Origin of the sequence: Microbacterium hanjuni, from assembly GCF_043556395.1 — a bacterium.
Classification (GTDB): Bacteria; Actinomycetota; Actinomycetes; order Actinomycetales; family Microbacteriaceae; genus Microbacterium.
In genome coordinates this window covers 16,065-28,139 of record NZ_JBIGIK010000003.1, presented here as the reverse complement: position 1 = coordinate 28,139, position 12,075 = coordinate 16,065, and the positions used below count along the sequence as shown (strand labels likewise).

The window sequence follows — 12,075 nt, the reverse complement described above, 5'->3', positions numbered from 1 at the left end:
CGATCCGGAGGTGGAGGGTGGGAGCGACCTCAGACGGCCCGCAGCACCGCCACGATCTTGCCGAGGACGACGGCTTCGTCGCCGAGGATCGGTTCGAACGCGCTGTTGCGGGGCAGCAGCCAGGTGTGGCCGTCGCGACGACGGAAGGTCTTCACGGTCGCCTCGCCGTCGAGCATGGCGGCGACGATCTCGCCGTTCTCGGCGTTGGCCTGGGAGCGCACGACGACCCAGTCGCCGTCGCAGATCGCGGCGTCGATCATCGACTCGCCCGACACCCGGAGCATGAAGAGGTCGCCCTTGCCCACGAGCTGGCGGGGAAGCGGGAAGATCTCGTCGACCTGCTGGTCGGCGGTGATGGGCACGCCGGCGGCGATGCGACCGACGAGCGGCACGAGTGCCGCGTCGCCGACGGAGGGGCCGGTGTCGGCGGGATTCTCGGTCGACGTCCCCGGCAGGTCGATCAGCACCTCCATGGCGCGGGTCTTCCCCGGGTCGCGGCGCAGGTAGCCGCTCAACTCGAGCTGGTTGAGCTGGTGGGTGACGCTGGAGAGGGACTTGAGGCCGACGGCGTCGCCGATCTCGCGCATGCTCGGCGGGTAGCCGTACCGGCTGATCGAGCGCTGGATCACTTCGAGGATCGCCATCTGCTTCTCGCTCAGGCTCTTCCGACGCCGGGTCTGCGGCTTGTCACGGGCGGCGGGCTGCGTCGCGTCGGTCATCTTCCCTACTCCCTCTCACCACCGGAACCGGCGGTCATCTTCGAATGTCGGAGGTCCGTGGTGTGGTCTTCCTGTCGAAACCGTATCCGGATTCCGGCGCCCCGCACGGTTGATTGCCGCGTGTCGCGTTCGATCCATCTCCGATCGGATCGATGTTGACATGTTCGATAAGTAGAAGATAGGTTCGGAAAAGAGATTCGCATCCGGTGCTCCCGGCCGAGGATCGGATGCGAATCTCTCACCCCCAGGAGGAAACCATGACCGCCATCGCACTTCCCACCACCGCCGCCTCGACGCGACTGCGCATCACGGCGCGCGGTCGTCGCGTGCTGGCCGGTCTGGTCGCTCTTCCCCTCGCACTCGCTCTCGGCTTCGCCGCACTTAGCGGCGGCACCGCGCTCGCCTCGCGCGATGCCGGCGCTCCCGCCGGCAGCTTCGAAGAGGTCACCGTCATGTCGGGCGAGACCCTCTGGTCCATCGCGCAGGACGTCGCGCCGAGCTCAGACCCGCGCGACGTGGTCGCGGCGATCGTGCGTCTGAACGCGCTCGACGGCGTCACGGTCTCCGCGGGGGAGCGCCTCGCGATCCCCGCCGAGTACTCCGCCGCCTCCTGACCCGCGCCCCCAGGCGAAGCCGTGGTGCGTAGGAGAGGTGGGCGTGCCCTGACATGAAGTCCGGCGCCGGAGCGTGATGGTTTTCGCGACGCTGGCATCGGGTCTGGCGGGCGACGACCGCAGGCCGTCGCGGGCATGCGTTGCGAAGGCCATCACGCGTAGGCGCCTGCGCGCACATTCCGAGCACGAGACCGGGCAACAGCATCCCCTCTACCATCGGAGAGGTGACCTTCTCACTCGACGACCTGCCCATCCGCGAGGACCTGCGCGGGATGAAGCCCTACGGTGCCCCGCAAGCCGCGCTGCCGGTGGCGCTGAACGTCAACGAGAACACGCATCCCGTTCCTGCCGAGGTCGCCGGTGACATCCTCGATGCGGTCGCGCTCGCCCTGCAGGACGTCAACCGTTATCCCGACCGCGAGTTCACGGGGCTTCGGGAGGCGTTCGCCGGATACCTGGGCCACGGGCTGACCCGCGAGAACATCTGGGCGGGCAACGGCTCGAACGAGGTTCTGCAGCACGTGCTGCAGGCCTTCGCCGGCCCGGGGCGCACCGCCTTCTCCTTCGCTCCGACGTACTCGATGTACCCCTTGCTGACCCGGGGGACCGGGGCGCAGTGGATCGCCGGATCCCGCGACCACGACTACACGGTGACGCCCGAGTCCGCCGCGGCTCAGATCGCGGAGGTGCAGCCCGACGTGGTCTTCCTCTGCGCTCCCAACAACCCCACCGGAACGCCGATGTCGCTCGAGGTGATCGAGGCGGCCTACGAGGCGAGCCCGGGGATCGTGATCGTCGACGAGGCGTACCAGGAGTTCGCCCCGCGTGACACGGCATCCGCCATCACCCTCCTCCCCGGACGAGAACGCCTCGCGGTGTCGCGCACCATGAGCAAGGCCTTCGCGTTCGCCGGGGCCCGGGTCGGCTATCTCGCGGCCGATCCCGCCCTCATCGACGCGTTGCGCCTGGTGCGACTGCCGTACCACCTGAGTGCGCTCACCCAGGCGGCGGCGACCGCGGCTCTCGCGCACGCCGACGTCATGCTGGGCATGGTCGACGAGATCGTCGCGCAGCGCGACCGCATCTCGGCCACCGTGGAGGCGCTGGGCTACCGCGCCCACGAGTCGTGGACGAACTTCGTGCTCTTCGGCGGTGTGGACGACCCCGCCGCGACGTGGCAGGCGCTCTACGACCGCGGCGTGCTGATCCGCGACATCGGCATCCCCCATCACCTGCGGGTCACCGCGGGTACGGAGGCGGAGACGTCCGCGTTCCTCGACGCTCTGGCCTCACTAGAATCGGGAGTATGACCCGTCCTTCCCGTACCGCCTCGCTGAGCCGTGCCACCAGCGAGTCGAGCGTCGAGCTGGCGCTCGACCTGGACGGCTCGGGGACCAGCGCGATCAACACCTCGGTGCCGTTCTTCGACCACCTGCTGACGGCGTTCGCGAAGCACTCGCTCACCGACCTCACGGTGCGCGCGACCGGCGACACCCACATCGACGCGCACCACACCGTGGAGGACGTGTCGATCGTGCTCGGCACGGCCATCCGTCAGGCGCTCGGCGACAAGTCGGGGATCTCCCGCTACGGCGACGCGCTCGTGCCGCTCGACGAGGCTCTCGCCCAAGCCGTCGTCGACATCAGTGGTCGTCCCTACCTGGTGCACTCGGGGGAGCCGGCGGGTTTCGAGCACCACCTCATCGGGGGACACTTCACGGGTTCCCTCGTTCGCCACACCTTCGAGGCGCTCGCCTTCAACGGCGGGTTGACCGTGCACGTCCGTGTTCTGGACGGTCGGGACCCGCACCACATCGCCGAGGCCGAATACAAGGCCTTCGCTCGCGCTTTCCGTCAGGCCAAGGCGTTCGACGACGCCGTCGACGGCATCCCCAGCACCAAGGGTGCGCTGTGAGCAAGCGTCCGCTCGTCGCCGTCCTCGATTACGGCTCGGGCAACGTCCACTCCGCCGTGAAGGCGCTCGACGCCGCGGGGGCCGACGCGCGCCTCACCGATGACCGCTCGCTCGTGCTCGAGGCCGACGGCCTCGTCGTGCCCGGGGTCGGCGCGTTCCAGGCGGTCATGGATGCACTGCGCGCCTCACGCGGCGACGACCTGATCGACCGCCGTCTCGCTGGGGGCCGTCCGGTGCTCGGTATCTGCGTGGGAATGCAGGTGCTGTTCGACCGCGGCGTCGAGCGGGGCGTCGACACCGAGGGCATGGGGCAGTGGCCCGGCGCCGTGACGGCTCTGGACGCCCCCGTCCTCCCGCACATGGGGTGGAACACCGTCGAAGCCGGTGACGGCTCGCGCCTGTTCGAGGGAATCGAGCGCGAGCGCTTCTACTTCGTCCACTCCTACGCCGCGCAGGAGTGGACCCTCGACAATCGCCCGCCCTTCCCGGCGCCGGCGCTGACGTGGTGCTCGTACGGCTCGCCGTTCCTCGCGGCCGTCGAGAACGGTCCGCTGGCGGCGACGCAGTTCCACCCGGAGAAGTCGGGCGACGCCGGGATCCGTCTGTTGGCCAATTGGATCGACGGCCTCGGCAGCGCTACTGTCTAACCTCGTGCCCACCGCGAACGACCGGCGTTCCCGGGCACGAGGAGCCATGAACGATTTCGCTTCCACGCCCGAGCTCATCCTTCTCCCCGCCGTCGACGTCGCCGGCGGTAAGGCGGTTCGGCTCACGCAGGGCGAAGCCGGCACCGAGACGAACTACGGCGATCCCGTCGAAGCGGCGATGGATTTCGCGCGCCAGGGAGCGGCGTGGATCCACCTCGTCGACCTCGACGCGGCATTCGGTCGGGGCAGCAACGTCAACGTGATGCGCAAGGTGATCAAGCAGGTGCGCGGCGTGCAGGTCGAGCTCTCCGGCGGTATCCGCGACGACCGCTCCCTGGAGGCGGCGCTGGACAGCGGTGCCAGCCGGATCAACCTCGGCACGGCGGCCCTGGAGAACCCCGAATGGGCAGCCGACGTGATCGGTCGTTACGGCGACGCGATCGCCGTGGGGCTGGACGTCCGCGGCACGACCCTCGCGGCGCGCGGCTGGACGCAGGACGGCGGCGACCTCTGGACGGTGCTCGAGCGGCTCGAAGACGCCGGCTGCAGCCGCTACGTCGTCACGGACGTGACCAAGGACGGCACCCTGAAGGGTCCGAACCTCGAACTCCTCCGCGAGATCGCTGAGCGCACCCCCAAGCCCGTCGTGGCGTCGGGCGGAGTCTCCAGCCTCGACGACATCGCCGCGTTGCGGGAGCTCGTTCCCCTCGGTGTCGAGGGTGCGATCGTCGGCAAAGCCCTGTACGCGGGTGCCTTCACCCTGGCCGAGGCGCTGGATGTCGCCGGAGGGTGACTCGCCGGCGGCCGACTCGGCCGGCGTCCCGTGGGAGGGGCGGCGCTTCGAGGACAACCGCCACGCCGCGGACGACGGTTCGGCCGACCCGGCGCTGCTCGCCGCGCTGACGGCTGAGGCCGGGGGAGTGCGCGACGCGCAGGCCATCGTGGAGGCCTACCGCCACGCGCGCCTGTTGATCCCTCTCGTGGCCGACAAGGGCGACGAAGGCATCGGTGCGCACGGTCTCGCCGTCGACAAGACCCAGGAGCTCTCCATCGTCACCGTCGCCGCTCCTGACGGTCGTCGCGTGCTCCCCGTCTTCACGTCGGTCGACGCGATGAAGCGATGGGATGCGAAGGCCCGGCCGATCCCCGCCGACGGGGTGCGCACGGCCGTCGCCGCGGCAGGGGATGACACCGAGCTCATCGTCATCGATCCCGGATCCGAGACCGAGTTCGTCTTGCGTCGTCCCGCGGTCTGGGCGATCGGGCAGGGCATCAGCTGGCAGCCCAGCCACACGTCGACCGAAGTGTTCACGGGCCTGCAGCAGAGCGTCGGAGCAGAACTCGCCGTCCTCGATTTCGCGGTCGAGGCGGGGGACCCGGCAGGCCGCCTTCGCGGTCCCGAGCTGATCGTGCATCTCAACCTGATGCAGGGCCTCGAGCAGGAGGAGCTCGACGCCGTGCTCGCGCGTCTCGCGCGCCGCTGGGCCGGGGACGACCGCATCGCGGTGCTCGTGGACTCGCTGACGGTGAAGCTGCACCGCTCGTCCTGACGGCGCCCGCGCCCCTCAGCATCCGCCCACCGAACTCGGACAATCGGCCGAACTCGGTGCGAACTCGGCGCGAACCGCACCGAGTTGCGCCGATTCTCCGATTTCGCGAGAGCACGATCGGCCGAGCGGAGGAGTTTCACAGCTCGAATCTCCTCCGCTCGCCCGAATCTCCTCCACCCACACGGTGAACGCCCCGCACCGCTGCCGCCCGTCTAGGGCCCGGAGCCCGAGGCCCTAGAGCGATCCGTTAGAGACGGAGACCGAGAAGGCCCGACCCCGGGAGGTCAGTTGACCGGCCCCGTCCACTTCTCGCCAGGCCCCTTGCCGATCGGGTCGGGGATGACGGATGCTTCGCGGAACGCGAGCTGCACGGACCGCAGGCCGTCGCGGAGGGAGCGCGCGTGCATGTCGCTGATCTCGGGTGCACCCGCGGTGATGAGGCCGGCGAGGGCGTTGATGAGCTTGCGCGCCTCGTCGAGGTCGGTCTGGTGCGCGGGGTCGTCGGCGAGTCCGACCTTGACGGCGGCGGCGCTCATCAGGTGGACGGCGGTGGTGGTGATCACCTCGACGGCGGGCACGTCGGCGATGTCACGCCCCGCGGCCTCGGCCGATCGTTCGGCGTCATCCTCCCAGCGGGAGAGGCGTTCAGCATCCGTCCCTGAAGCAGTCGTGGAGTCGTCGTTGCCGGGAATCGTGTGCACGTGGTTCTCTCTGCTAGACTTTGGCGGGCTTCGGAGTGTTCTGCTCCGAACGAAAGAGGATCACATCCCACCCGCGCTTGCCGCTCCAGGCTACCGGGTCCACGCACTCCGCTCCGCTTGTCGGGGCTGCCAGGGTGCAAGAGCCGGCGTGTTTCACGTCGAGCTCGGGTGGCGTGTTCTCCTCTTCCGCCCGCGACGCACCGCGTCGTGGTGGTCACCCGCAACGTAAGAGGAGTCCCGCATCAGCGATCCCCGCACCAATGACCGCATTCGCGTTCCCGAGGTCCGCCTCGTGGGTCCCGCGGGTGAGCAGGTCGGCGTCGTCCGCATCGAGGTGGCGCTTCGCCTGGCCCAGGAGGCCGACCTCGATCTCGTCGAGGTAGCCCCCAACTCGAAGCCGCCCGTGGTCAAGATCATGGATTACGGCAAGTTCAAGTACGAGGCTGCGCAGAAGGCCAAGGAAGCGCGTCGCAATCAGGCGAACACCGTCCTCAAAGAGGTCCGGTTCCGACTGAAGATCGAAGCCCACGACTACATAACCAAACTGAAGCGCGCCGAGGGCTTCTTGCAGGCCGGCGACAAGGTCAAAGCCATGATCTTGTTCCGTGGTCGCGAGCAGTCCCGCCCCGAGCAGGGTGTGCGTCTTCTGCGTAAGTTCGCAGAGGACGTCGCCGAGTTCGGCACCGTGGAGTCCAACCCCACGATCGACGGACGCAACATGGTCATGGTCGTCGCCCCCCACAAGAACAAGTCCGAGGTCAAGACCGAGCAGAACGCTCAGCGCGCCGCCAACAAGGAAGCAAGCCGCTCCGGCGTGCGCGACGACACGGACCCCGATACCGAGCCCGCCCCGGCAGTCGCCGAGTAGGCCAGACGCTCCCGCCCGCCGGGAACCACAACGAAGGAAGACAGATGCCGAAGCAGAAGACCCACTCGGGTGCCAAGAAGCGCTTCAAGTTGACCGGCAGCGGAAAGCTGATGAAGCAGCAGGCCGGCATGCGCCACAACCTCGAGGGCAAAGCCTCGAAGCGCACCCGCCGCCTGAACCAGGAGCAGGTCCTGTCAAAGGGCGACGCCAAGGTCGCCAAGAAGCTCCTCGGCCTCTGAGCGCCGACGCACGTTAGGAAACAGAAGAAATGGCTAGAGTCAAGCGGGCGGTAAACGCCCACAAGAAGCGTCGCGTCATCCTCGAGCGCGCGTCCGGTTACCGCGGTCAGCGTTCGCGCCTGTACCGCAAGGCCAAGGAGCAGGTCACCCACTCCCTCGTCTACGCGTACCGTGACCGTCGCAAGCGCAAGGGCGACTTCCGTCGTCTGTGGATCCAGCGCATCAACGCCGCGAGCCGTCAGAACGGTCTCACCTACAACCGCTTCATCCAGGGTCTGGGTCTCGCGGGTGTGCAGGTCGACCGTCGTATGCTCGCCGAGCTGGCCGTCAACGAGCCGGCCGTGTTCGCCTCGCTGGTCGCCACCGCGAAGACCGCTCTGCCGGCCGACGTGAACGCCGCCAAGACCGCGTAACACCGCAGCAGCTGCGAAGGGCGTCCTCCTCCGGGAGGGCGCCCTTCTCGCGTTCCCGGTCGCGTCGGGCGCGGTGCAGCAGTGCGGGACCAATAGGGTGGGACCGTGCTGGAGAATCCGCGTTCGCCCCGCGTGCGCGCCGTCGCCAAACTGGCCAAGCGCAGCGCCCGCCAAGAGACCGGACTGTTCCTCCTCGAAGGCCCGCAGGCGGCCCGCGAAGCACTGATGTATGCGCCGCACATCGTCGAGGAGCTCTACGCGACGCCGACGGCGATGGAGAAGCACGCCGACATCCGCGACGCTGCCCGCGCGGCCGACCTCGAGGTGCAGTACGCGACCGAGTCGGTGCTCGACGCGATGGCAGACACCGTCACCCCGCAGGGGATCGTCGCCGTGGCGCGGCAGATGCCCACCTCGATGCGCGAGGTCTTCGCCGCGAACCCCCGCCTCGTCGCGATCTGCGAGGAGGTGCGCGACCCCGGCAACCTCGGCACGATCATTCGAGCGGCGGATGCTGCGGGCGCCGACGCCGTCGTCCTGACGGGTCGCACGGTCGACCCCTACAACCCCAAGGTGGTGCGGGCGACGACCGGGTCGCTGTTCCACCTCCCGGTGGCAGTGGGAGGCGAGTTGGACACCGCCGTCGAACGCGCCCACGCCGCCGGCATGCGCGTCGTGGCCGCCGACGTCGACGGCACCGACTTCCTGGCCTCCCGGCACCTGCTCGCCGAACCGACCGCGTGGCTGTTCGGAAACGAAGCGCGCGGCCTCGATGAACCCGCTCTCGCGTTCGCCGATCTGGCTCTCCGTCTGCCGATCTACGGTCGTGCCGAATCGCTCAATCTGGCGACCGCTGCGAGTGTCTGTCTGTACGAGACGGCCTTCGCGCAGCGCGCTTCGTCCTGATCCCACGGCGTCTCCCGCTGTTACAGAACGGTTAAGGCTGGCGTCAATCTTTGGTCGCTTGCGCTGCCGACTCATAGGGTGGGGCCATGGCGACCACAGAACCGCGGCCGGCCGGCGACCCGCTTGTCGTCATGAGCGATGTCCAGAAGCACTACGGCGACTTCCAAGCGCTGAAGGACATCAACCTGACGGTGAACCGAGGTGAGGTCGTCGTCGTGATCGGCCCCTCGGGTTCGGGAAAGTCGACTCTCTGCCGCACGATCAACCGGCTCGAGACGATCACCTCGGGCACCATCTCGATCGACGGCGAGGAGCTGCCCAAAGAGGGCAAGGCGCTCGCGCACCTCCGTGCCGACGTGGGCATGGTGTTCCAGTCGTTCAACCTGTTCGCCCACCTCACCATCCTCGAGAACGTCACCCTCGGGCCCATCAAGGTGCGCGGGATGAAGAAGGCGGATGCGGAGCGCGAAGCGCGCGTGCTGCTCGAGCGCGTCGGTATCGACGCGCAGGCCTCGAAGTTCCCCGCCCAGCTCAGTGGCGGTCAGCAGCAGCGCGTCGCGATCGCCCGGGCCCTCGCGATGAAGCCGAAGCTGATGCTCTTCGACGAGCCCACGAGCGCGCTGGACCCCGAGATGATCAACGAGGTCCTCGACGTGATGGTCGGCCTCGCCGGCGACGGCATGACGATGATCGTCGTCACCCACGAGATGGGATTCGCCCGCAAGGCCGCCGACCGGGTCATCTTCATGGCCGACGGGCAGATCGTCGAAGAGGCGGTTCCGGAGCAGTTCTTCACGAACGCGCAGAGTCCCCGAGCGAAGGACTTCCTCTCGAAGCTGATCACGCACTGACCGGAGGATGCGGGCGCCTCCCCCTGAACGTCGGACCTGCACGACAGGTCCGCGAACCCACAGCACCCACACCAAGGAGATCTCATGCGAAAGACACGACTGCTTGTCGGCTTCAGCCTCGCGGCCGTCGCCGTGCTCGGCCTCACGGCCTGCAACAGCGGCTCGCCGACCAGCCCCGGCGGCGCCGCCGGGACCGATCCCGAGAGTGACGAGGCTCTCTGGTCGGTCGCGAGCGAGGTCGATCTGGCCGACAGCCCCACCTACGACCGCATGGTCGAGCGCGACGGTGTCATCGTCGGCGTGAAGAACGACCAGCCCGGACTCGGGTACGAAGACGCCGCAACGGGCGAGCGCACCGGTTTCGACATCGACATCGCGCGCTGGATCGCCGCCTCGCTCGGCTTCGACGAGGACCAGATCACCTACCAGACGATCCCGTCCGCCAACCGCGAGCAGGCGATCGTGAACGGCGACATCGACTACTACGTCGGCACGTACTCGATCACCGACAAGCGCAAGGAGCAGATCGACTTCGCCGGTCCGTACTTCGTCACCGGCCAGGGCCTGCTGGTCGCGGCCGACGACGACTCGATCAACGGTCCCGACGACCTCGCCGGCAAGACCGTCTGCTCGGTCACCGGGTCGACGCCTCTGCAGCGCATCCGCGACGAGTACAGCCCCGGCAACACGGTCGAGTACGACACGTACTCGCAGTGCGTCGAGCAGCTCAAGGGCGGTCAGGTCGACGCCATCACGACCGACGAGGCGATCCTCGCCGGCTACGTGGCGCTCGAGCCCGACGCCCTGAAGATCGCCGGGGACCCCTTCAGCGAGGAGCGCTACGGCGTCGGAATCGAGAAGGGCGACGCGGCGCTCAAGGAGTACATCAACACCCTGTTCACCGACGGCGGTGACGTCTGGACGGCGCTGTTCGAGCAGCACCTCGCTCCGGCCGGCATCGAGGGCGAACAGCCCGCAGTAGACGAGTGATCCGCGTGGGGGCGGCCGGACGGCCGCCCCCACGTTCTTCGACGAATTCTTCAGGGAGGCGGGGCCGTGGGCATCATCACCGACAACACCGATATCTGGTGGGACGGGCTGGTCGGCACGCTCACCCTGTTCTTCGGTGGCGGTCTCCTGGCACTCGTGCTGGGGATCATCGTGGGCGCGATGCGGGTGTCACCCGTGCCGATCGCCCGCGCGATGGGCACGCTCTACGTCAACACCATCCGCAACACCCCGCTGACCCTCGTCTTCTTCGGTTTCGCCTTCGCGCTTCCCCCGTTGCTGCAGCTGCGCATCGACCCGGTCATCCTGGGCGTCGCCGCACTCGGCATCTACACCGCGACCTACGTCGCCGAGACCATCCGCTCGGGCATCAACACGGTCCCGGTCGGCCAGGCCGAGGCCGCTCGAGCCCTCGGTCTCACGTTCGGGCAGGTGATGGGCTCGGTCGTGATGCCGCAGGCGTTCCGCTCGGTCATCCCCCCGATGATGAGCGTCTTCATCGCGCTGCTGAAGAACACCACGGTCGCGGCGGGCTTCAGTGTCATCAACCTCGGATCGGTGCGCAGCTACCTCAGCGAGCGCGGCGAGAACCAACTGCTCGTGATCGTCTGGATCGCCGTCGTCTTCGTGGCGATGGTGCTGTTGCTCTCGTGGCTGCAGCGCAGTCTTGAGAACCGTTGGAGGGTGTCGCGATGACTTCCGTTCTGTACGACGTCCCCGGACCCCGCGCGATGGCGCGCAACCGCATCCTGGGTGTGCTGACGGTCGTGGTCGTCCTGGCCATCATCGGGTTCTTCGTGTGGCGCCTCGCCGCCACCGGCCAGTTCACCGCGCAGAAGTGGTCGGCCTTCACCTATACGAACGTGTGGATCAGCATCGGCAACGCGGCCCTCGCGACGGTGTCGGCGTTCGCCGCGGCCGCCGTGGGCGCCCTCGCCCTCGGCTTCGTCCTGGCGATCGGCCGCATGTCGGATCACGCGTGGGTGCGCCGGCCCTTCATCGCCATCGTCGAGGTGCTGCGCGCGGTCCCCGTGCTCGTCTTCATGTTCCTGCTCTACTACGGCCTGCCGGTGGCGGGCATCAAGATGGAGCCGTACTGGGCCGTCGTCATCGCCCTCATCGTCTACAACGGCTCGGTGCTCGCCGAGGTGATCCGCGCGGGCGTCGAATCGCTGCCGCGCGGCCAGCACGAAGCGGGGTACGCGCTCGGGCTGCGCAAGGCAGGGGTCATGCGCCTCATCCTGCTGCCGCAGGCACTGCGAGCGATGCTGCCCGTCATCATCGCGCAGCTCGTGGTGACGCTCAAGGACACCGCGCTCGGCTACATCATCACGTACGAGGAACTGCTCTTCTACGCCCGCTACATCGGTGGCCAGGTCACCTACGGTTCGCCGATCGTTCCGGCCACCATCATCGTCGCGATCATCTACATCGGTCTGTGCCTGCTGCTCTCCCACGTCGCGACGACGGTGGAGAAGCGACTGCGCAGCTCGGCCAAGGTCGGGGTCGTCGCCGGGGCCAACCAGCCCACGCAAGAGGTCACCGACACCGAGCTGATCCTCGCCCAGCGTTCCGGCAAGTTCGACAGCAGCACGGGCAACACCGGCGGCGGCGGGATCTGAGCCACCGTCGGGTGGGTTGCAG

At 68.3% G+C, this 12,075-nt stretch carries 16 protein-coding genes; 14 read left to right on the top strand and 2 right to left on the bottom strand.

From position 1 onward, the window contains the following. Positions 1-29: 29 nt before the first annotated feature. Complete coding sequence (lexA, locus tag ACFXP5_RS12365; protein WP_394544847.1) at positions 30-719, bottom strand: transcriptional repressor LexA; 690 nt, start codon at positions 717-719, stop codon at positions 30-32. A 257-nt stretch (positions 720-976) separates the two neighbouring features. On the opposite strand from lexA, the gene ACFXP5_RS12360 reads away from it, so the two are divergent. From ACFXP5_RS12360 to ACFXP5_RS12335, 6 genes are all read left to right on the top strand, one after another. Beyond that, the gene (locus tag ACFXP5_RS12360; protein ID WP_394528714.1) at positions 977-1,333 is read left to right on the top strand and encodes a LysM peptidoglycan-binding domain-containing protein; all 357 of its coding nucleotides are present in this window, start codon (positions 977-979) and stop codon (positions 1,331-1,333) included. 224 nt (positions 1,334-1,557) lie between these two features. Beyond that, entirely contained in the window at positions 1,558-2,643 is a 1,086-nt protein-coding gene (locus ACFXP5_RS12355; RefSeq protein WP_394544846.1) for a histidinol-phosphate transaminase, read from the top strand. Then, on the top strand, positions 2,640-3,248 hold the full coding sequence (gene hisB / locus ACFXP5_RS12350; protein WP_394544845.1) for an imidazoleglycerol-phosphate dehydratase HisB: 609 nt from the start codon (positions 2,640-2,642) through the stop codon (positions 3,246-3,248). Before ACFXP5_RS12355 ends, hisB begins: the two co-directional genes overlap by 4 nt. Next, the gene (gene hisH / locus ACFXP5_RS12345; RefSeq protein WP_394544844.1) at positions 3,245-3,895 is read left to right on the top strand and encodes an imidazole glycerol phosphate synthase subunit HisH; all 651 of its coding nucleotides are present in this window, start codon (positions 3,245-3,247) and stop codon (positions 3,893-3,895) included. The genes hisB and hisH overlap by 4 nt, the downstream gene beginning before the upstream one ends. A 46-nt stretch (positions 3,896-3,941) precedes the next feature. Then, positions 3,942-4,688 carry a bifunctional 1-(5-phosphoribosyl)-5-((5-phosphoribosylamino)methylideneamino)imidazole-4-carboxamide isomerase/phosphoribosylanthranilate isomerase PriA gene (priA, locus tag ACFXP5_RS12340; protein WP_394528710.1) on the top strand — a complete coding sequence of 249 codons (747 nt, stop codon included), beginning with the start codon at positions 3,942-3,944 and terminating at the stop codon, positions 4,686-4,688. After that, entirely contained in the window at positions 4,672-5,445 is a 774-nt protein-coding gene (locus ACFXP5_RS12335; protein ID WP_394544843.1) for an SseB family protein, read from the top strand. The genes priA and ACFXP5_RS12335 overlap by 17 nt, the downstream gene beginning before the upstream one ends. Positions 5,446-5,729: 284 nt before the next feature. Here the strand turns inward: ACFXP5_RS12335 and ACFXP5_RS12330 are convergent, their stop codons facing one another. Further along, the gene (locus tag ACFXP5_RS12330; protein ID WP_394528708.1) at positions 5,730-6,146 is read right to left on the bottom strand and encodes a DUF1844 domain-containing protein; all 417 of its coding nucleotides are present in this window, start codon (positions 6,144-6,146) and stop codon (positions 5,730-5,732) included. A 241-nt stretch (positions 6,147-6,387) separates the two neighbouring features. On the opposite strand from ACFXP5_RS12330, the gene infC reads away from it, so the two are divergent. The 8 genes from infC to ACFXP5_RS12290 all read left to right on the top strand — a co-directional run bounded on the left by infC (position 6,388) and on the right by ACFXP5_RS12290 (position 12,053). Next, a complete protein-coding gene (gene infC, locus ACFXP5_RS12325) occupies positions 6,388-7,014 on the top strand; it encodes a translation initiation factor IF-3 (RefSeq protein ID WP_394528950.1) in 627 nt (208 codons plus the stop codon). Positions 7,015-7,058: 44 nt separating this feature from the next. Next, positions 7,059-7,253, top strand: coding sequence for a 50S ribosomal protein L35 (gene rpmI, locus ACFXP5_RS12320; protein ID WP_394528707.1), 195 nt, complete (start codon positions 7,059-7,061; stop codon positions 7,251-7,253). Between the two features lie 29 nt (positions 7,254-7,282). Then, entirely contained in the window at positions 7,283-7,666 is a 384-nt protein-coding gene (gene rplT, locus ACFXP5_RS12315) for a 50S ribosomal protein L20 (protein WP_394528706.1), read from the top strand. Between the two features lie 105 nt (positions 7,667-7,771). Further along, the gene (locus ACFXP5_RS12310; RefSeq protein WP_394528705.1) at positions 7,772-8,572 is read left to right on the top strand and encodes a TrmH family RNA methyltransferase; all 801 of its coding nucleotides are present in this window, start codon (positions 7,772-7,774) and stop codon (positions 8,570-8,572) included. Positions 8,573-8,658: 86 nt separating this feature from the next. Next, positions 8,659-9,423, top strand: coding sequence for an amino acid ABC transporter ATP-binding protein (locus ACFXP5_RS12305; RefSeq protein WP_394528704.1), 765 nt, complete (start codon positions 8,659-8,661; stop codon positions 9,421-9,423). A gap of 84 nt (positions 9,424-9,507) precedes the next feature. Then, positions 9,508-10,413: a glutamate ABC transporter substrate-binding protein gene (locus tag ACFXP5_RS12300; RefSeq protein ID WP_394528703.1), complete on the top strand. Its 906-nt coding sequence runs from the start codon at positions 9,508-9,510 to the stop codon at positions 10,411-10,413. A 66-nt stretch (positions 10,414-10,479) separates the two neighbouring features. Next, the gene (locus ACFXP5_RS12295; protein WP_394544842.1) at positions 10,480-11,127 is read left to right on the top strand and encodes an amino acid ABC transporter permease; all 648 of its coding nucleotides are present in this window, start codon (positions 10,480-10,482) and stop codon (positions 11,125-11,127) included. After that, positions 11,124-12,053, top strand: a complete 930-nt coding sequence (locus tag ACFXP5_RS12290; protein WP_394544841.1) for an amino acid ABC transporter permease — start codon at positions 11,124-11,126, stop codon at positions 12,051-12,053. Before ACFXP5_RS12295 ends, ACFXP5_RS12290 begins: the two co-directional genes overlap by 4 nt. Positions 12,054-12,075: the final 22 nt, after the last annotated feature.